This is a genomic window from Sphingobacterium zeae (genome assembly GCF_030818895.1).
GTDB classification, from domain to species: domain Bacteria; phylum Bacteroidota; class Bacteroidia; order Sphingobacteriales; family Sphingobacteriaceae; genus Sphingobacterium; species Sphingobacterium zeae.
This window is the reverse complement of sequence record NZ_JAUTBA010000001.1, coordinates 4,005,539-4,027,109: the sequence shown is the minus strand read 5'-3', so window position 1 is coordinate 4,027,109 and position 21,571 is coordinate 4,005,539. Positions and strand designations below refer to the sequence as shown.

The following is a 21,571-nucleotide window of genomic DNA, read 5'->3' as shown; positions in this document are numbered from 1 at the left end:
CGAATATCGTAAAATTTAAGCGCTTCAAAACGATTTATTTAAGAGGTTTATCTTTGATAGTGCAATTTTTGCTGTTGTTACAAACAAATAAGATTCATTTTTATACACTATAAAGAGTCAAAAACGAAATTTAATAAAGTTCTATCTTTCTGTTGAATTATAATTATCACAATTTATCAAAGTCTAATTGTATTTTAACCCATTTTTTCAATATTAAAACGTTTTTAATAACAATTATACTTTTCTTTAGCAGATTTGTTGAGGATTATTAAATATTGTCGGATTCTAAACATATTTTAGTATTGTAATTTTATGAACAAACTAAATATATTGTAGTTGCTTTAGAGTTGTTATATTTATGTTAACTAAACAGTAACATAAACTAAACATACCTATGAAAACGCTCCAATTTAATGTTCCGACCATGCGAGGCCAGAGCCTTACTATTCAAGAAGATGTTTTGGAAAATTTCTACCCCCATTTTCATCGACATCAAGAAGCTCAATTAATGTGGATAAAAAAAGGCAAAGGAGTTTTGATTGTTGAAGATACCTTACACCCCTTTAAGGAAAATGATATTTTCTTTTTGGGTGCAAACCAATCACATGTGTTTAAATCGGCCTCTCAGGACGGTTTTTCAAATGAATCTCGCTCTGTTTCCATTTTTTTCGATCCAAACGGAAAACTTAAATCTCTGTTTTCCCTGGACGAATTTGAATCGCTGAATCAATTTATCTATAGTAACTCCAGAGGATTTAAAGTTCCCGAGACTTATTTTGACCAGATATCACAACGGGTTTGTCAGTTGAAATCTGCGGATCAGATGGACAAGTTGATGCATTTTTTTTATCTATTGAGAACGTTAGCAAATATTTCCAGGGGTGCCGATGCGCTTTGTAACGAGCGCGTGGAAGCAGGTTTGGAAACAATACATGGATCAAATCGTATTCATTTTATCTGCAACTATATCAGGGAGCACTATAGAGACGAACTGACGTTGGAAGAAGTTGCTGATCGCGCCAATCTTACGCCGCAAGCCTTTTGTCGCTATTTTAAAAAGCATTGTGGGGTTACTTTTGTGACTTATCTTAATCGCATAAGAGTCAAAGAAGTGTGTAATCAGTTAAATGAAGATCACTTGGACAGTGTTTCTTTTATTGCCTACAACTGTGGCTTCAATAGCATTACCAACTTTAATCGCGTATTTAAACAAATCGTCGGCTGCAATCCAAAAGAGTATGTGCAGCAGTATAAACAAACGCTCTATTCTGTAATCTAATGTTAATCGGGAATACAGTATGAAGGATACTTTAAGCCATTAAATATTCTTTTATTTGCTCGCTTTGATTAGATAGCTATTAAAATCCAGCGGTAATAGAATCTCGTTAAATTGTAATGTTAAAATTCTTTTTAATGAGATTTTTGCTTTTATATTTATCTGTCTTTTTCCATAAAGAAACGGATATAGCTTACCAAATCCGATGGTAGAACCCCATATCATCCCTGTTTTTTTGAGGAAAAAAAATCATTTTTTTTTCTCACTATCTTAAAAAAACACATCAATCATTTATTTTATTGGTTTTTTTTGAAAAATAAGGTGTTAAATCGATATTATGTCAATGGGTTGATTGGTTATTTGCTTTTTTTGTTAGTTGTTTTTAAATCAAAAAAAGGTGTTTAGTGTGTTTTTGGTGTGTTTTTCTTGGAGAATATAGGTGGTGTGAAGTTTTTCTGCTGCTATTATGTTGGTGTATTTAACAGTTTGGGTTAAAAATCGGGTATTAAAGATCAAAATTCGGTTATCTATGCAAGCTAAGTACCCCTAACTTAGTTGTTATAAAAACACTAAAAACTAACATCTGAAACTAAACTTATGAACAGAAAAAGCATTGCTATGCTAGCCGCTACCGTTCTGGTAAGCTCGGCAGTATATGCGCAAACAGTTTTAAAAGGGAAGGTGGTCGACCAAGACGGAAAGCCTATACCCGGAGTTACACTGAAACTCAAGGATGGAACAGCGACACAAACAGGACAAAACGGCGAGTTTACGATCAACTACAAGCAGGCAGGGACTTTAAGCGTTTCGGCTATCGGTTATGGTCGTAAGGAAGTGAATTTAACCAATCAGAGTACAATTCAGGTTACATTAACGACCGATGAGCGCAATTTGGACGAAGTTGTGGTCACTGCGATGGGAATTACCCGGGAAAAAAAATCTTTGGGATATGCCACTCAGGAATTGAAAGCTGAAGTTTTGACTGACGCGGGAGCAAACAGTTTAACGGGAGCTTTGGCGGGTAAGGCTGCTGGTGTACAAGTAAACCAATTTGGTGGAGCAATAGGATCCTCAGCTCGTATTTCTATTCGGGGAAACTCTTCTCTGCAGGCAGATCAGCAGCCGTTAATTGTTGTCGATGGAGTACCAATTACCAATAATACGCAACGTTCGGGTGATAATACCTACTCTGGGGTGGATTATGGTTCGGGATTAAATGATATTAATCCGGATGATATCGAAAGTATCAATATTCTGAAAGGTGGAGCTGCTGCACTTTATGGTATGCGTGCCGGTACAGGCGTTATTATGATTACAACGAAATCGGGAAAGCGGGCGGAGAATGGAGTACAAATATCCTATGATGGAAATTTTTCCATTGATCGAGCAGCTAATTTACCCAAATATCAAAATTTATATGGCCAAGGTTCAAGAGGGGATGAATACAGTTATAAAATTAATGGCGCTGGCATGTCGTATCAGGATTATGTATTGAAGAAATCATTTAGTTATGTTGATGGGACAGGAAGTTTTGGTACAAATGACAATATAGATGAATCCTGGGGGGCAAGATTGGATATCGGATTAAAGGTTCCTCAATTTAATAGTCCTGTCAATAATGGGGTGCGCGAAGCTACCGATTGGATTTCCCATAAAAATAACGTTAAGGATTTTTTCCAGACAGGTTTTTCCCAAAATCATAACGTTTCTTTACTTTCAAAAACAGATCGTTCATCCACGAGAGCTTCCATTTCTTTTCGTGATCAACGCGGAACAGTACCCAATACCGATCAAAAGAAATATACGGCACAAATAAATAATAATTATAAAATCAGTGATAAAGTTTCATATGATATTATGAGTAATTTCACACGTACTGAAAGTAATAACTTAGTCACCCAAGGTTATGACGGTGCCAATCCAATGAATGGCTTGATTTGGTTCGGCCGCCAGGTAGATATGCAAGACCTGAAAAATAATTGGGATCAGGTAGATGAGCAGGGCAACTATACCTATTACAATTGGAATTCCGTGTACCACATGAATCCTTACTTCACGATGAATAAATCGCAAAATGCTTTGAAGATGAATCGTATATTTGGGAAGACATCTTTGTACTATCAACCCTTTGATTTCTTAAAATTTGAAGGTCGAGTCGGCTTAGATTATTATAATACGAATATATTTGAAACTACCTATTTTAACTATGACAATAAAAACGGTAAATTCAATCAAATAAAAAATAGTAATTCTGAATTTAATGCCGATTTTATTGCAAACTTTAATAAACAATTTGGCGATTTAAGTTTGACGGGAATTTTAGGCGCCAACTATCGGGATTATCAATATGAAACCAACACCTTGGGTGCTAAGGGGCTAAATGTATTAGGGGTTTATACTATTACCAATAAAATTGGAGATGCTTATACGGTTATGGACCATTCCAAAGGCCGGTCAAATTCTGTTTATGCACAGGCTAGTTTAGGCTGGCGTGACGAATTATATCTGGATTTGACAGCGCGGAATGATTGGTCTTCAACCTTGACGAAATCATTCTTTTACCCTTCGGCGAGTTTAAGCTGGCTGCCAACAGCTAGTTTTGAAGGGTTAAAAAGTGACTATTTAAATTTCTGGAAATTGCGCCTAAATGTAGTTAAGGTTGGTAATGCAACGCGTCCGTATCAAAACGGAAATTACTACTATGCGCAGACAGATTCCTATAATAACTTAGCGCAGATGTATAAGAGCATGACGTATGCTATTGAGGGCTTAGAACCCGAAGCAATTACTTCATACGAAATCGGAACGGAGCTGGGCTTATTCAAAGATCGCTTACATCTTGATTTTACTTATTATAATAAAACAAATAAAAACCAACTACTTCAAGTATCGACATCCAATGTGGTGGGTTTTAGTTCGATATTCCTAAACGCTGGTGAAATTAAAAGCAAAGGTGTTGAATTGCAATTAAGAGGCGATATCCTAAAAGGTGGTGATGGTTTGAATTGGACAACAACAGTTAATTTTTCTAAAGACAATAATTTAGTTGTTGAACTATATCCACAATTGGATTTAAAAGATTATAGACTTGGCTGGACTTGGGGGATCTCCAATATGGCATCTGTTGGAAAACCATGGGGCACTTTAGTCGGATCTGGTTTTGATCGTGTCGAAGACGGACCAATGAAAGGAGCAATTAAAATTGGAAAGGAAGGAACAATTGCTAATTCTTTAGATGCTCAAGATATCGGTAACGTGGTACCTGATTTCTTGGCTTCGATGCGAAATGATTTTACCATCAAGGATTTTAGATTTGGCTTTATGCTTGATTTTCGAAAAGGTGGCGATATTTGGTCCCAAACAATGGCACATGGGTATAATACAGGGATAGCATCAATTACCGCAGCAGATGGAATTCGTGAACGTGCTATCTTGGCAGGTAGAGATGTAATGAAAAATGAACGCTTTGCTATGTCTGACGGAAATAATGGATGGATAGAAAACACCATTGAAACTAATGCACAAGACTGGTATGAAAATAATAGCATTGCAGAAACATTTGTTTTTGATGGTTCATTCTTAAAGTTGAGAGAAGCTTATATATCCTATAATTTGCCAAAAACTTTATACAGCAGAATAAAAGGGATAAAACGCGCAAGTGTTTCAGTTACTGGGACAAATTTAGCGCTTTTATGGGTGCACAAAAGCAATACGATGCGCTTGGATCCGGAAGGAGGTGGTGTATCAAGTGACTCAAGAGGGGTTGGTTTTGAACAAGCAGGCGTGCCAAATTCAAGAAGTATAGGCCTTAAACTGGGTTTTACATTTTAATTTTTAAAGATATTTTGAAACTTGAAAATCGAAAACCAAAAAAAATATGAATATGAATGCTTTAATAAAAAAACTAAAATATACACCTATCCTAGTCGCTCTTTTGGTATCTGGATGTACCAAGAATTTTGAAAAAATTAATACAGATCCGGACGCTTTACACGATGTTCCTCCTCAAAATATGTTGGTGAATGTAATGCGGTATGCCGGAGATCAATTTGGTGGCGATGTAGATGGCTATGGTACCTTTGCAGGCTATATTGTTAAAATTCAATATCCGGAGGATTTAAGCGGGTTAACACCTTCGAATAATACATATGGAAATCGTTGGGCTGCCTGTTATTATAATATTACCCAAATGCTTGATCTGTTGAAAAAAACGGAAAAAAATGCTGAGGGATATAAAAATACCCGCCTCATTGCCAGAATATGGAATAATTATATGTGGTCGTATTTATTGGATGGCTGGGGTGATGTTCCATATTCAGAAGCATTTCAAGGACGTCCCGAGGATGGCTCGATCTTGAAAGCCAAATATGATAAACAGGAAGATATCTTCCCTGCAGTATTGGCCGACCTTAAATCAATTGCGGATGAAATGGCGGGAGGGATAGGAACGGATGAAATGGGGGATTATGATGTGATATATGGAAAAACCAATAGTGGAAGTGCGGATATAAAGGAGCAAATGTTAAGATGGCAAAAATTCTGTAATTCGTTGCGCTTACGGATGGCCATGCGTATTTCTTCTGTTGCGCCAGCATTGGCTAAATCGACTATTGAAGAAATTGCGAGTGATAAAAATAAGTATCCTGTTATCGAAACAAATGCGGAAAGTTGCCAAATGTTTTTCCCTGGCACCTTACCTTATATGGAACCTTGGTATGAATCGGGCATTTACGGTAGTCGTATTAACAACTGGGGAATGTTTGATATTTTTATCAATCATTTATTAGAGACCAAAGATCCACGTATAGCAGCCATTGCGCAAAAGAATAATGCAGGTAAGTATATAGGATTTATAAATGGTTCAAAAGACAATCCATCGCCAGCAACCTCAATTTCTTGGATTGGTCTGCATTATATTAATGATCCTGCGGGTGCAGTACCCTTCTTTAAAGCCTGTGAAACCTACTATATTTTAGCGGAAGCAGCTTTATCAGGATATAATGTGGGGTCGCTCACAGCGAAAGATGCTTATGAAAAAGCCGTTACACTTTCGATGGAAGATAATAACGTAGCAGCAAGTGATGTAGCGAATTACTTGTCTGGTGAGGGTAAGTTTAACAATACGAAAGAACGTGTTTATTGGGATATGTGGGTGGCTTTATTTAAAGAAAATTATGAAGCTTGGAGCTTGTATCGCCGTACGGGTATTCCAAATACAAACTATCCTTCGAAAATTCAAAAATTTAAAGAACCTCACACCGATCAACCTTTCCGTTTACCATATCCAAATAATGAATATTTGTATAATGCAGAAAATGTTAAAGCTGCAGCGGCTGGAACAGTCGATTACAATTGGGGTAAGCGATTATGGTGGGCTAAAGAGAACGGTAAAGAATAATTTCATATGTTTATTATTACTTAGCGAGGCGACTTCGGTTGTCTCGCTATTTTTTTCATAAATTTTTATGCTTTGTGAAAAAATCAATCATTGCTTCTATAGGTTCTTTTAAAGCGAATGCATCTACAAAACCAAGTGATCGTAATGGCCAACTAACCGTATTTCTACCATCCGGTTGTCTGGGAATATATTGGAGAATACCCTTTCGTAGATTTTAGTCCGATAAGGTCGTGCAATTTCATATTTCCATTTGCATTTTCGGTCTTGTATAAACGGTTTTATTTGAACTCTTCAATTAAATTTCCCTTTGATTTGGAGCGGCAACAAATTGGGACTAAAAGCTGACCAAATTATACCTTTTGACACTGCTTGTTCAGTGCTCGTTCAGTGCTTGCTCAGTGATGACTCAGTAGGGACTGAATAATTAGTGACTAATTACTGTCTAAACATTGATTGAAAATTGTGATTAGTTATAAGTTGGTATGTGGATGTGACGCTAATTGTCTACCCATTCGACTTCTGGAAATAAACTTAATGACCTTCGGACATCAACAGGAATGGCAATTCAAAAAAGCAGATCTAAACTTGCGATAGATGGAAGAAAATAGGCATAAAAAAAGGTTTTCAAACGGGGAGAATGAAAACCTTAAATAACCAATTATAAACCTAAATTATGATACAACAAAGATAGTGTGTTTATTACACTTTGTCAAGAGTTATTTCAAAAAAAATTAAATCTTTTTGAAAACGATACTCGAATTGTGCCCACCGAAACCAAAAGCATTGCTCATCGTAGTCTGAACAGGTTTTTCTAAGGGCTGATTGATCACAATTTGAATTCCCTCGGGAATCTCGGGATCGATATTTTCGATATTAATTGTTGCCGGAATTACATTATTGTTGATGGATTTTATGGCAATGATTGCTTCGATAGCGCCGGCTGCCCCAAGTAAATGTCCTGTCATTGATTTGGTAGAACTGACCCATAGATTATATTGGTTTCCAAAAGCTCGTTGTACGGCTTTAAGTTCGGCGATATCTCCTACTGGGGTTGAAGTCGCGTGGAGATTTAAATAGTCGAGCTCACTGGTATTAATTTTAGCCTCCTCCAAAGCCAGAGTCATGGCTTTTGCTGCGGCTATCCCTTCGGGATGAGGCGAGGTCATATGGTAAGCATCTGCGGTCATTGAAGCTCCGACAAGCTCTGCGTAAATTTTTGCACCTCTTTGCTTGGCATGTTCGTATTCTTCCAAGATGAGTGCTCCAGCTCCCTCACCCATGACAAAACCATCACGATCCCGATCAAAGGGTCTGCTTGCAGTCTGTGGGCTATCATGCCGGCTCGACATGGCTTTCATGGCAGAAAAACCGCCAACGGAAGCCGGGGTAATGGGGGCTTCGGAACCGCCACTGATAAAGACTTTGGCTTTGCCGAGCCTAATGTAATTAAAAGCATCCATAAAGGCCGTATTGGATGTGGCGCAAGCCGATACGGTAGTGTAATTGATTCCTTTTAAGCCATACTTCATTGAAATCATGCCTGAAGCCATATTGACGATAAGTCTAGGAACAAAGAAAGGGCTGAATCGTGGTTTGTAATCTCCTGTCACGTAGCCTTCTACTTCTTTTTCGAAAGTTTCCATGCCGCCCTGACCAACACCCCAGATGACACCGATATCAAATGGATCTATGGCATCGAGATCTAGTCCCGAATCTTCCATTGCCTGCGCTGCACTGTATAAAGCATATTGCGTAAAGAGATCACTCCGTTTAATCTCATTTCTATCTAAGTATTTTTCAGGTTGAAAGTGTTTAATTTCACTTGCAATCTGCGTTCGAAACAACGAAGCATCAAAACGGCTAATAAGTGTTGTGTGGTTTTCGCCTCGCAAAATGTTATCCCAAAATATGTCTATGTTTTCTCCCAGCGGGTTAATTGTTCCCATGCCAGTTATTACAACTCTTTTCATCTTTTTTATTTAAATATAAACTTATAAATATACCAATTGGTATTTGTTTTTGTAAAAAAATTAAGCCTTGATCTCCCGATCCACCATTTCCTTCATTTTATCCAATACAATGGCAAGATCTTTTATTCGGCCGGAAATCTTGGAAAGCAAGATTCCGCCTTCGACCATCGCCATAAAGGTGATGGCATAATTTTCAGCAGAAATATGCTGCTTAAATTCGCCGTTAGCAACTCCTTCTTCAAGAATTAGAATTAGGCGCTGTCTCCAAAGGTCAAAGGAACGTCTGACTTTGGGGGTTAAAAAAGATAGCGAATCATCGGCCTCCACGGCCGCATTCATCATGGGACAACCTCCTGAAGCTGCGATATTTTTGAAATTATCTTTGTAGAAATCTAGAAAAGACAATAACTTCTTTAGGGATGTTTTTTGCTGAGTAATCTGTTGATTGACAGCTTCTGAAATTTTTCTGCTCTGATAAGTATAAACATGTATGGACAGATCTTCCTTGTCCTTAAAATTACCATAAATACTTCCTTTTGTTAAACCTGTCGCTGTCGTAATGTCCGAGAGAGAAGTTGCAAAGTAACCTTTTTTATTAAAGATGGGCGCGGTTTTCTCAATGATAAATTGCCGTGTCTGTTCTGCTTTTGACATGTAATTCCTGTTCTTTTAATGCAAATATAAAAAATACTTTTTGGTATATTAATAATTTGTGCTGGAATGCCTTTGAAATTGGATTTATTTCGCCTTTGAAATACGATAGGTACAGCGGGGGGCGTTTTCGATGATGTATTCTGTTCTACAGATACGATAAGCCGGACCGATGAGTTGCTGAAAATTATTCAGTTCTGAGCGGCAGAATCCCTGACATTCGGTTGCTGCTGCACATATGGGACAATGATTTTCAATGAGAAGATAATCGTCAGCCTCTTTTTTCCATTCTGCCATATAACCTTCCGCCGTTCTTTTTGCGGCAATAACTTCAAGTTTTTTTTCGATGGATTCAATATCCGATAGCGCTTCAGTATATTTTTGATATACTTTGGACTCCCGATCACTAATAAGTAGATCCAAAGCATTCTCGCCAAGTACTTGTTTAATCGACTGCAACAGTTGTACTGTAATGTCGGCGTGACTATCTGGAAATCTTGCCATGCCCTGTGGTGACAGACTGTAATAAGTCGAAGGGCGGCCTATACCTTCGCTCCGGGCATTGGAGACAATCAGGTTTTGATTCGCGAGGTTCAATAAATGTTTACGGGCCCCTTCTTTTGTTATAGCCAACTCTGTTGCAATCAAAGCTGCAGTGGCTTCTCGGCGCATTTTTAATAACATTAATATTCGATCAGCTGGATTCTTCTGCATTTGACAATAAAAAAGTTGTTTTATATAACATCAGCAAAGATAGTGTTTTTATTTTTTGTCTTAAAATGTGTTTAAAACATAGGTTTATCCTTTTTGATTTATTTTTATGACTTTAATAAAACAACTATATAGTTGTTTTATTAAGTTTGATTCTCTAGTTTTGACTTATCATAAAACAATAAAACTATGCACAAATTTCAATTACCCCAGTTAGGATATGCCTATGCGGCGCTTGAACCATATTTTGATCGCGAGACCATGACGATTCATCATCAAAAGCATCATCAAGCTTATGTTAACAATCTAAATAAGGCATTGGAAGGAACAGCAGGCGAAGCTGACGATCTATTGGATATATTAACAAGCGTAAGTAAATATAGCCCAGCAATACGCAATAACGGCGGCGGTCACTTTAACCATACGCTATTTTGGGAAATTTTATCGCCCAATCCAAAAACGGTACCCACAGGGAAGTTAGCCGATGAGATAAACGCTGCCTTTGGTTCTTTGGAAGAGCTCAAAGCCCAGATCAAAAATGCTGGACTTGGGCAGTTTGGTTCGGGCTGGTCTTGGCTGTATGTAAAACATTCCGGCGCCTTAGCTATCGTAGCTACTCCCAATCAGGATAATCCGCTGATGGATACACAATCGATCGGCAGAGGTTTCCCTATTTTGGGGGTCGATGTTTGGGAGCATGCGTATTATTTGAAATATCAAAATAAAAGAGCCGATTATTTGGATGCATTTTGGTCGCTTTTGGATTGGTCTGTTGTTGAACAAAAATACGATGCTGTGATTGCAGGCTTGGTTTGATATGTTTATCAATAAAGTTGAAAACACGGGTATATTGGCTTTAGATCTAATTGATTTTAAGACCAATCTTGCTATCCTAAGTTTTGATATCAAAACATTGTTGTATCAGGAAGCAATCGTTAAAGAAAAAGAATTCAGAGAAGCTTTGGCTGCGGTGGACTGGTCTGCTTTTCGAAACAAGGCGGTTGCCATTAGCTGTTCTGTGGACGCAATTATCCCGCCTTGGGTCTATATGACCCTGGCGGAAAAACTTCATCCTGTTGCAGCTTATTACGATTTTAAGGATGTGGAAGCACTGGCCATAGACCTATGGAGGCAGACTTTGCGATCGACGGATTTATCGCATTTTCAGAACCAAAAAGTTGTCGTACGAGCCCGTCCAGAAATTCCGGCATCACTTTTTATGTTAGCAGCAGAACGTTTGATTCCGATTGTACAAACGTTGATGTATGGCGAGGTGGGTATGCCTAAAGTTATTTTTAAAAAGAGTAAAGTATAATGAAATCGGCGCTTTTTGAGTCCGATAATCCAAATGTGCTGTCTTCGGCGTACCAGTGTAAGCTGGATTTGCTGATCGATATTGCGACGAAAAAGAGCAGCTAATATCGTTGAAAAACGCCTTTCGAGCTATCGGGAGGCGTTTTTTTAATGGGAAGTATTTTAGCCTTTATTTAAATAGATTCGCCAAGCCCTATCTGGACAATTAATTTCAAAAAAGTAAAAGAATGTCTTTAGCAATTCATCGCGGAGATATATCTTTGTTTTTTGGACCCGCCATTTGATTACGCGGTTTTCCGATCTATATTTTCTATTGTCGACTTTGAAGAAGCCTCATCGACGGCAAATTTAGAGGTAGAGAGAAGTCTTTAACCACCATAAGACTTTCTTATTACATATTATGAAACCATTGGCTGAAAAGGCCCCATTTAGTTTAATTGTTTAAATGATTAAGATATTGGATTAATGATGTTTCAGTTGAAAGAGTTAACGAAGATAATTGGCTTTTTTATAGTATACTTTACTGTACATGCTGTAGCTGCACAGAGTTTTTTGCCATTGGATGAAAATAAATATCGATCTGATGCGGAAAGGTTATTGCTGTCGAGTTCGGATGACAGTGTGAAGGCAATGCAGTATTTTTATTTGGCAGATTACTATCGATTTAGGGATACGACCAAATTTTGGGATCATATGCAACAGGGGGAGCGGTTAGCCAAACCGTTCCGGAGCTTACAGGCGATGGGGGCACTTTACAAAAGCTTTTATTATGGGCAATTTCTGGATAGTAAAAATGCAGGAGTTGAAGCCCAACGATGTGTAGACCTCCTTGGAAATGCACAAAAGCCTTTTCAGCAGGGGCTTTTGGCCAAAGCTTGGTATAATCTGGGCTTAATTCGATTTCCTAAAAAAGGATTTGCTGATTTTCTGGATATCCTTAACGGGAAGTGTCTGCCTTATGCGAAAGCACATGATCCCATCATGGAAGGTAGTATAAATACGATGATCGGCATGACGTTTATGTCGTCCAATCAGCTTGCAAAAGCCGATGAATACCATCAATTCGCCATAAAACAGCTCGAGCAGCAACCGCCGAGTGCTGCACTTGTGGTGGCTTATCTCAATACAGTCAGTAATTATTGCTATCAGGTTAAATCTAAAGAAGCAAGAATCTTATTGGACAAAGTCAAGCAGCTATTAAACAAGTATCCAAATTCCACTCAGCTGCCCAATTACTACTACAACGAGGCTCTTTACGCTACCACAAAGCAGCAAACGGATGAGGCGTTACGGTTATTGGATATCGGCTTGGACTGGTCGGTAAAGATGAACAATTGGAAATTATTTCAGATGATGCGGTTCAGAAAGTTCAATGTGTATCTCCTGCAGAAAAAGTATGCCGATGCCAAACTTCAGCTGGAGGAAATTTTAAAAAATGGCTTACTGATCAGAGACCTTTATAATAGCAAAATTGTATATAGTCAACTGGCTTCCGTAAATGAGCTTATGGGTAATTATCAGGATGCGCTGAAGATGTCCAATACGGCAAACAAGCTATCCGATAGCATTCAGCAGGTCCAACTGCTAGAAAAAATGAATGAGATGGAGACGAAGTATAAGACCGTTGAAAAGGAAAAGGAGATTCTGAATCTGCGCGCAGAAAAGGACCGGAGCCAATTTCGAATTTTTCTAGTTTTGGGTATTGCCATTTTGCTTTTCTTTATTGTGCTATTTGTTGCTTTTTTTTACAGAAAACAGCGGAAGCTCAATACACAAATACGGCTCAACCATGAAATAGTATTGGATACATTAGAAAAGGAAAAGCAGCTGCAAATTTCAGAATCTATGCTTAAGGGAGAGCAGCAGGAGCGGCAGCGAATTGCTCAGGATCTGCACGATAGCATAGGCGGTATGTTGACAGGGTTAAAATTTAAGATTGCCGGCGACGTAGCGAAGCGTACAATCTTAACGGATGAAGTGCCGCAGAAGTTGAATGATATTTTGGGCGAAGTAAGGCGGATCTCACATAATCTAATGCCTGAATCGTTGCGCCAGTTTGGATTGATAGCAGCATTGGAGCAATTATGTCTGGCAATGAAAAATAGTCATGTTTCCATTCAGTTTGAGAATTACGAACCTGAATTGAATGTAGATTTTCAAAAAGGATTGGCCCTCTATCGGATTGTTCAAGAAGCGATTTCAAATGCACTAAAGTATGCAAATGCAGATACCATTATTGTTCAGGTAAGTAAATCGGAAGAAATATTACATATACTTGTGGAGGATGATGGTAAAGGCTTTGATTCTTCTGTATTAAATTATGGATTGGGATTAAATAATATGGTCAATAGGATTAAATGGATTAATGGATCAATTGACATTCAGAGCACGCTTGGATCCGGAACCCAAATCGAAATTGCTATAACTGTTTAAATTTGCTGAGTCATGAAGATAATTGCAGTGTTAGACGATCATCCCTTACTGCTGGAAGGGGTCGTTTCTTTTCTCAATAATCAGGACGGGTATCGGGTATATCCATTTTTGGAAGAGGTGGCGATGATTGAATTTTTGGATACAACGAAAGTTGACTTGGTTTTGATGGATATGCAGCTTTCCAACACTAGCGGCGTTGATGTATGTAGGCAGGTCCGGAAGCAGTTCCCTTTGGTTCCTATAGTCGCCTTGAGCAATTTAGCCGATGGCAATCTTATTTTTCAGTTTATGCGTGCTGGCGGAAATGGCTATATATTAAAGGACGTGTCGAACGAGGAATTTTTGTATTGCGTACAACTTGGGATAGATGGTAAAGAATCAATTTGCGATCGCGCAAAAGAACTATACACCGGCGCAGTTTCCACAATGAAAAGCCTTCCCAGGCTTACACGGCGTGAAAAGGAGATTCTGATTTTGATTTCAAATGGACTTACAACGAATCAGATCGCAGAAAAGTTATTTTTAAGCCCAGTAACTGTAGAAACGCATCGGCGTAATCTTCTGACTAAATTTAAAGTCAAAAATATGATTAAACTTGTACAATTTGCAATGAAGCATAAGTTATTAGACCTTTAATCGAACCCGCATCCTAATGTTCGCCGTAACCTACATTATCTAGCTTACCTCTGAAGACCCTAAATTGGATGATAAAATAAGAAACTACCAGAATTGCGGCAAACATAAACCAGCCTAAACCTACGGAAAGACCATATTCATGCGCCGCCGCATTTTGAATCGTCAAGGAAGGGTTTACGTCATTCGTCGAAGGTAATACTATCGGGAACATGGAAGCAACGGTCGTCGCAAAGCTCCCTAGGATGAACAGCGATGAAAATAGGAATCCAATACCGTCTTTTTTAAAGGTTTTGATCCAAAATTGTCCAAGTAATCCAACGGCAGCAATCACGGGGAATATCCACAGCCAATAATGATTTTGAAGATTGTTTAGGGAGATGGGTTTCACATAATGCCATACATAGGCCGATAGTATGACGAGAATAAGCAAGACAAAGTTGAGCCTAAAAACAATATTCTTTAGTCTCGTATTTAGTGTGCTGGATGTTTTCAGAATGATCCAGCCTGCACCGTGGATGGTTAATGTAACGACGGCAACTAAACCTAATATGATAGTGAACCAGTCTATGATGCCCTGATGTTGAGCTAATGGGTCAAATGTCGGGTTCCAAAGTGCAAGGAAAAAATAATGTGCCTCTTGTGTTGATACACCATTTTCGACCATACCAAGATTGACTCCACGAACAACGTTTCCCAGAGCCGCGCCAAAGAAAAGCGCAAGCAATAAACTTGCTAGTCCAAAGGCTTTGTCCCACAAAGCTTCCCAAAGGCGATGGTGTATCTGACCTCTCAATTCGAGGCTTATTGCCCTAAAAATAAGTAGCCATAACACAAGCATTAGCGGTAGGTAAAATCCACTGAAAGAGGAAGCGTAAAGCGTCGGAAAAGCAAAAAATAAGACACCTCCAGAAGCAATAAGCCACACTTCATTGGCATCCCAAAATGGTCCAATGGAATTCGTGATAGCTTTTTTTTCCAGTTCCGTCTTAGCGAAAAATAGATGGACAATTCCTGCTCCAAAATCGTACCCATCGAGTACAATATAGATTCCCAACATAAAAGTTAATACGATAAACCAAAATATTTCCATAGCTAATTAGGTTAATGCAGGGTAAGTTTCTGGACCTTTTTTAATGATTTTGAGGACTAACATCAGAAATAGTAAACCCAAAAGAATGTACAGACCAACGAATCCCAAAAAGGTGAATAAGGTGTTACCGGAAGATACTGTAGGGGATACACCGTCTACCATTCTCATGAGATTATACACAAGCCAAGGTTGTCTTCCGAGCTCGGCTGTGTACCATCCTGCCGTATTGGCGATATAGGGAAAAGGGATCATAAACATGATAATCCATAATAACCATTTTGTTTGGTATAATCTGTTTCGCCACAGCAATAGCACTGCGAGCAACATGACTCCAATGAATATGGTACCAAGACCTACCATGATGTGATAACTATAATAAAGCCCAGGCACGTTCGTTGGGTGTAACGATTGGTCAAATTCATTTAATCCCTTAATTTCTGCATCCCAGCGTTGATAGGTAAGAAAACTGAGTACATTCGGTACGGCTATTTTATTATCCAATTTTTTATTTTCCATGTCCGGTTGACCGATCAGAACAATCTCTGAACCGCCTTTTTCTGTTTTGAAAATCCCTTCCATTCCAGCAAAGGCAGCGGGTTGGTATTTTACCACATTTTTTGCGGCAAGATCTCCTGTAGGAAAGGCAAGCATCACCGACGAGATTGCACCAAAGATGACACCACTTTTAACGAATATCTTACCAAATTTGCTATGCCTGTCACTGAGCAGATAAAATGCGCCAATAGAAGCAACGAAAAAGGAACTGGTAACCAAAGATGCGGCTTGGTTGTGGAGATAGGAGGGCCAGAGCCATGGGTTACTAAATAATGCGCTAAAATTATTCAGTACAAATTTTCCGTTTTTAAGAATCTCATAGCCCACTGGATGTTGCATCCAAGAATGCGTGGCTATAATCAGGAAACCGCTTGCCCAAGATCCAATAAAGACCATAAGTCCAGCTAAAAAATGCAGCTTATGGCCGAGCAACTTTTCTCCAAAAAGGAACATTCCTAGAAACGAAGATTCTAGGAAAAAGGAAAACATGCCCTCCATAGCGAGGGTCTGTCCAATAATTCCACCGGTAAGTTCCGAAAACTTCGCCCAGTTTGTGCCAAACTGAAACTCCATGGGGATGCCGGTGACAACGCCCATGGTAAAATTAAGGGCAAAGATTTTCATCCAAAATTTTGAAGCATGGTTGTAATCTTCGTTTTGAGTCTGAAGAAACTTCCATTTGAAGTACACGATCATCAGCGATAAACCCATGGTCAATTGGGGGAAAAGATAATGAAATGTAATAGTAAATGCAAACTGAAGCCGATTGTAGAGAATCATATCTTCCATGGATCCGAAGTTTTGGTTAAAAGACAGCTAAATATAGCCATTTTATTTGCGTATATATCCATGAAACTGTTTTATTTTTTGATAAAGTAACTGTTTTTTTATTGTTTTATGTCCTAAGTGTAAAATCTGAAAATCAACACAAGGCATCCACCGCTGTAATCTCTTTTTTATCTTATCTTCGTCCGAGTTTAAGATAACGGTGGAAGGGTAGAAGAGCATTAGGGAAATGAAGAAAGTGCTAATTTTGATGGGTGTTTTATTGATCCCCATACTTTTTATTATACTGAATAATACGGGCCGGGGAACAGTCGCTAAAGATAATATTGTGTTTCGGGATAAATTATCTGATTACAATTTATTCAAGGGCAAAATTGCTGACCTTGTTCCAAACGATCAGGGGGTCTCTTATGAATTAGCTTCGGCCCTATTTACAGACTATACCGATAAAAGGCGTGTCATCTTTCTTCCTAAGGGAGGAAAAATGATCGCCACAGACGATGGTTTGCCCAGCTTCCCCGATGGTACCATCATTGCCAAAACTTTTTTTTATCCCTCGAGAGATGCGGTAGGGAGCTCGAGACAGCGGCTACTTGAAACGCGGCTTTTGATTCATAAAGACGGACAGTGGAACGCAGCTACCTATCGGTGGAATGCGGCCCAAGATGAAGCTTTTCTGTTGATGGACAATGCTTCCGTGCATGTCTCCTTTTTGGACAACAAAGGCGTCGAGCGACAAACAAATTATATTATTCCTTCCCGAAAGGATTGTATGGCATGCCATCGACAAGGAAATCAGCTGCTCCCGATAGGTCCGAAGATCAGAAATCTAAACCGGACAATCGTTCACGATGATGACAGTATCCAGCAATTGGTCCGGTTGACCCAAATGGAGGCTATCGATCTGAAATCGTTCAAAGTTTCCAATAGTTTGCTTGGTTATGAGGATATTGGTCAATCGACTGCAAATCGTGCCCGAGCTTATCTCGAGATCAATTGCGCCCATTGTCACAATCCTAAAGGAACGGCTTATATGACCATGCTGGATCTGAGGTATGAAAGTCCGTTGAATGAAACTGGGATTTGGTTAAAACAAGCTAAGATTATTGGACGGATGTCTACATTGGGAGAGATGCATATGCCTCAAAAGGGGACTACTGTACTTCATGATGAAGGAATATTGCTAATTAAAACCTATTTAAAAACACTACAATAGAATTTTCTTGCTTATCCCTAATCGACAATCTTTTAAGCCTGCCAGCTCGCTTTTATAACCCCGCTGCATATCCTATTTATTTCTTTTAATAAAATCTATAGAATTAGTAGATTATATTAAAATTACTTCTATATTTGTGAGAAGATAACAGGTCGCGAAAGAAAACATGTATTACTTTTCAGCGCGGCGAATTAACACATTATTATGGAACATATCAATATTAGTAAAAGCACATTTTTCGTAGGTATTACTGCAAAGTCTTTGAAGGCTAAATCCCCTGATGTAAGAAAGATGCGAATGTGCCATATAGGATAATTTCCCTTATCTTTTCTCAAACTGACAGCAGGGGAGGCGCTCGCTTCCCCCCATGTCTTCAAAATAAAAACAAGTTTTCGATTGGCGTTGGCACTTGTTCGTATTCACCATTAACACTTTATCTATGAAAAATCTTAGGGTACTCCGGTATTCTACCTTGTCGCTATGTTTACTATTATCTGGCGTTGGGCATCAGGTATATGCGCAAACAGATGTTAGACCAATTATCAATGCATCCTTATCGGGATATGTATATGATAGCCAGCTTAAACAGCCTCTTGAAGGCGTAACCATTCAACTCGAAGCCGTAACTCACGTTGTTACAACAGATCAAAAAGGTTTTTTTCAAATTGTAACGGGACAGAAATTACCCTTTTCGATTACACTCTCGCGCATTGGTTACAAAAAAAAGACCGTGTTAGTTTCCGAATCTCCCACGAAAATTGAATTGGATCCAGTTACACAGGACCTCGATGAAGTGGTCGTTGTTGGCTATGGAACGCAGAAAAAAATCTCGTTGACCAATTCAATCGCCAGTATTGATGGTGATAAACTGACGAAAAGACCGGTTTCTAATACGCAGCAATCTTTACAGGGCCTATTGCCGGGGGTAACTGTGCAAGACCTTGGTGGAAAACCAGGACAGTCAGCTGCCAATATTCGAATCAGAGGATTGACTACATTTAATACCAATTCGAGCAGCACCAGTGGATATGATCTCAGCAAGAATAATGCTTTGGTCATCGTGGATGGAATTGAACAACCCTGGTCCAAGTTAAACCCCAATGATATTGCCTCAATTTCACTCCTAAAGGATGCTGCTTCCACGGCGATATATGGATCACGCGCGACCAACGGCGTAATTATTGTAACCACCAAAAGTGCAAAATCTGGACATGTTGTGATTGATTATAATGGCTATTACGCTTTACAGAAATCAATTAATAAGCCCAAGCAGATGGATGCCGTATCCTACCTCCAATTGCAACAGGACGCCTACCGTAATGCGGGACTGACGGTACCAGCGCGATTTAGCGATGAATCCATTACGGCTTACCAAACGGCAACTGATCGTGAAAGATATCCTTTACCGAATACCTGGTTTGACACGCTGTTGAAAACAGCTCCTCAACAAGATCATGCCTTGTCATTCGCTGGTGGAAATGAGATCCTGCGCTCTAGATTGGCCATTCGTTATAACAAGCAGGATGGTATTATTGAGCATTATGGTGCTGAATTGGCGGATATCCGGCTAAACAACGATTACAAAGCAACCTCTTGGCTTAATTTTACGGGAAGTATAAACTATCGATATAGCAAAGCCGCCGAGCCCGGACGTGATCCGATCAATAACTTTCTCCATGGCTCGATGTGGGTGGTGCCTAAATATGATGATGGTACCTACGGATTAAGTACGCAAGGAAATAATCCTTTAATGTTGATTGAAAAAAGTGGTTTTAAAAAGGTAAATGAAAACTACCTAAGCTCCATCGTTAAAACGGACATTCAATTAGTGAAAAATTTGTTGTTTACTTCTCAATTTGGTGTTAGGGTAAACTTCAACAACAGCAAAACCTTTTTGAACGCTTTTGAAAATAAAGACCGAAATACCGGGATAGTAAAGAGTTTTCCGATCAATTCGTTAACCGAAATTCGTGATAATAGCAGCGAGTATACATGGAACAACCTGTTGACCTATCAGTTGACGACTGGGCCAAATCATATCAAGGCATTAGCTGGGTATTCACAGATTCACAATTACCAAAATTATCTTACGGCCTATCGCGAACGATTCTACAACAATGACATTACCTCTATTGGACAGGGGGCTGACGACGCTACAAAAAATAATAGCGGCTATGATGTGCAGTATGGCTTGCGTTCTTTTTTTGGTCGGGTAAACTACGATTGGAAGGGCAAGTACCTGCTTGAAGTGAATGGCCGCTATGATGGTTCATCCCGTTTTACGGGAGACAAACAATACGGTTTTTTCCCTTCGGCATCAGCAGGATGGCTACTATCCAAGGAAGAGTTTTGGAAACCCATAGGGAATTGGTTGAACGAATTCAAGTTGCGTGCTTCCTGGGGAAAGACGGGAAACCAATCTGTCGACTTGTATAGTTATTATTCGGCCTTGATCGCTGCAGGATATGATTTTGGAGGTAAATCTGTACAGGGGTATCGGCTGGATAGTTATGCCAATCAGCAATTGGGTTGGGAGTCTACGACACAGTATGACTTGGGTTTGGATGCCGCTTTCCTAAACAATCGCTTGACGTTTACCTTGGATTATTATAACAAGGTAACTGACGATATTTTACTGAATCTGGATATTCCCGCCGTTTTGGGATTAAAACCTTCGCCCCAAAATGCTGGAACGGTACTGAATCGTGGCTGGGAATTTAGTGCAAATTATCAGAAAAGACCAAGCGCTCCTGGGGCTTTTGCTTATCAATTAAATGCAAATTTTAGTATCAACCATAATGAAGTAACAGATTTAAAAGGTACAGGACCCTATATCGCAGGGTCGGATATTGACCCAAGGTATATTATTGCCAAAGGACTCCCGATCAATACCCTTTGGGGATATAAGACCGACGGTATCTTTCAGTCTGCGGAGGAAATTAAAGCTTATGGTGCTACGTATGCCACCAATACGAAGCCTGGAGATGTGAAATATGTGGATTTGAATGGCGACGGTATAATCAATGCAAATGACATGGCAGCCATCGGGAATTCCTTTCCCAAATATACCTTCGGAATTAATGGGAGTTTCAGTTTTAAAAATTTTGATCTTGATCTCCTTTTTCAAGGAGCAGCGAAAGTCGATACGCGATTGTCAGGTGCTTTGGCGGAGATGGGAAATCAGGAAGGGTTTACACATGAAATATTTACAGGCAATTATTGGACACCGACACATACCGATGCACGCTTTCCGCGTGTGGTCAAATATGATTTGCGTAATGTCGCAACGTCGGACCGTTTAGTGGTCAATGGTTCTTATCTGCGTTTGAAAAATATACAGGTTGGGTATGCAATACCCCTAAATGCAATCGGAAAGACAGCAATCAACAAATTACGGGTATACCTATCCGCGACAAATTTATGGACAATTTCAAAATTGAACGAATGGAATTTGGATCCCGAAGCGGAATCTGGACGGGCAGTATATTATCCGCAAACTGGACTTTATACACTGGGTGTGAATTTGACCCTGTAG

At 39.2% G+C, this 21,571-nt stretch carries 14 protein-coding genes; 9 read left to right on the top strand and 5 right to left on the bottom strand.

Going from position 1 to position 21,571, the window contains the following annotated elements:
- Positions 1–394 precede the first annotated feature (394 nt).
- The 3 genes from QE382_RS16930 to QE382_RS16920 all read left to right on the top strand — a co-directional run bounded on the left by QE382_RS16930 (position 395) and on the right by QE382_RS16920 (position 6,674).
- The gene (locus QE382_RS16930) at positions 395–1,279 is read left to right on the top strand and encodes an AraC family transcriptional regulator (RefSeq protein WP_307186948.1); all 885 of its coding nucleotides are present in this window, start codon (positions 395–397) and stop codon (positions 1,277–1,279) included.
- A gap of 594 nt (positions 1,280–1,873) precedes the next feature.
- On the top strand, positions 1,874–5,107 hold the full coding sequence (locus QE382_RS16925) for a SusC/RagA family TonB-linked outer membrane protein (RefSeq protein ID WP_307186947.1): 3,234 nt from the start codon (positions 1,874–1,876) through the stop codon (positions 5,105–5,107).
- Positions 5,108–5,159: 52 nt separating this feature from the next.
- Complete coding sequence (locus QE382_RS16920) at positions 5,160–6,674, top strand: SusD/RagB family nutrient-binding outer membrane lipoprotein (protein ID WP_307186946.1); 1,515 nt, start codon at positions 5,160–5,162, stop codon at positions 6,672–6,674.
- 731 nt (positions 6,675–7,405) lie between these two features.
- Here QE382_RS16920 and fabF read toward each other — a convergent pair.
- From fabF to QE382_RS16905, 3 genes are all read right to left on the bottom strand, one after another.
- Positions 7,406–8,644, bottom strand: a complete 1,239-nt coding sequence (gene fabF / locus QE382_RS16915; protein WP_307186945.1) for a beta-ketoacyl-ACP synthase II — start codon at positions 8,642–8,644, stop codon at positions 7,406–7,408.
- Positions 8,645–8,704: 60 nt separating this feature from the next.
- On the bottom strand, positions 8,705–9,298 hold the full coding sequence (locus tag QE382_RS16910) for a TetR/AcrR family transcriptional regulator (RefSeq protein ID WP_307186944.1): 594 nt from the start codon (positions 9,296–9,298) through the stop codon (positions 8,705–8,707).
- Positions 9,299–9,382: 84 nt separating this feature from the next.
- A complete protein-coding gene (locus QE382_RS16905) occupies positions 9,383–10,009 on the bottom strand; it encodes a helix-turn-helix transcriptional regulator (protein ID WP_307186943.1) in 627 nt (208 codons plus the stop codon).
- 186 nt (positions 10,010–10,195) lie between these two features.
- Here QE382_RS16905 and QE382_RS16900 point away from each other — a divergent pair, with 186 nt between their 5' ends.
- The 4 genes from QE382_RS16900 (at position 10,196) to QE382_RS16885 (ending at position 14,389) form a co-directional block, all read left to right on the top strand.
- Positions 10,196–10,822, top strand: coding sequence for a superoxide dismutase (locus QE382_RS16900; protein WP_307186942.1), 627 nt, complete (start codon positions 10,196–10,198; stop codon positions 10,820–10,822).
- Between the two features lies 1 nt (position 10,823).
- The gene (locus QE382_RS16895) at positions 10,824–11,321 is read left to right on the top strand and encodes a DUF2480 family protein (protein ID WP_307186941.1); all 498 of its coding nucleotides are present in this window, start codon (positions 10,824–10,826) and stop codon (positions 11,319–11,321) included.
- 464 nt (positions 11,322–11,785) lie between these two features.
- On the top strand, positions 11,786–13,753 hold the full coding sequence (locus QE382_RS16890) for a sensor histidine kinase (protein WP_307186940.1): 1,968 nt from the start codon (positions 11,786–11,788) through the stop codon (positions 13,751–13,753).
- Between the two features lie 12 nt (positions 13,754–13,765).
- Complete coding sequence (locus tag QE382_RS16885; RefSeq protein WP_307186939.1) at positions 13,766–14,389, top strand: response regulator; 624 nt, start codon at positions 13,766–13,768, stop codon at positions 14,387–14,389.
- A 13-nt stretch (positions 14,390–14,402) separates the two neighbouring features.
- Here QE382_RS16885 and cydB read toward each other — a convergent pair whose 3' ends face one another.
- Positions 14,403–15,479 (bottom strand): cytochrome d ubiquinol oxidase subunit II, encoded by a 1,077-nt coding sequence (gene cydB, locus QE382_RS16880; RefSeq protein ID WP_307186938.1) that lies wholly within the window; start codon positions 15,477–15,479, stop codon positions 14,403–14,405.
- Positions 15,480–15,485: 6 nt separating this feature from the next.
- Complete coding sequence (locus tag QE382_RS16875; protein ID WP_307186937.1) at positions 15,486–16,823, bottom strand: cytochrome ubiquinol oxidase subunit I; 1,338 nt, start codon at positions 16,821–16,823, stop codon at positions 15,486–15,488.
- A 226-nt stretch (positions 16,824–17,049) separates the two neighbouring features.
- Here QE382_RS16875 and QE382_RS16870 point away from each other — a divergent pair, with 226 nt between their 5' ends.
- Positions 17,050–18,036 (top strand): hypothetical protein, encoded by a 987-nt coding sequence (locus tag QE382_RS16870; protein WP_307186936.1) that lies wholly within the window; start codon positions 17,050–17,052, stop codon positions 18,034–18,036.
- 439 nt (positions 18,037–18,475) lie between these two features.
- Positions 18,476–21,571: a SusC/RagA family TonB-linked outer membrane protein gene (locus tag QE382_RS16865; RefSeq protein ID WP_307186935.1), complete on the top strand. Its 3,096-nt coding sequence runs from the start codon at positions 18,476–18,478 to the stop codon at positions 21,569–21,571.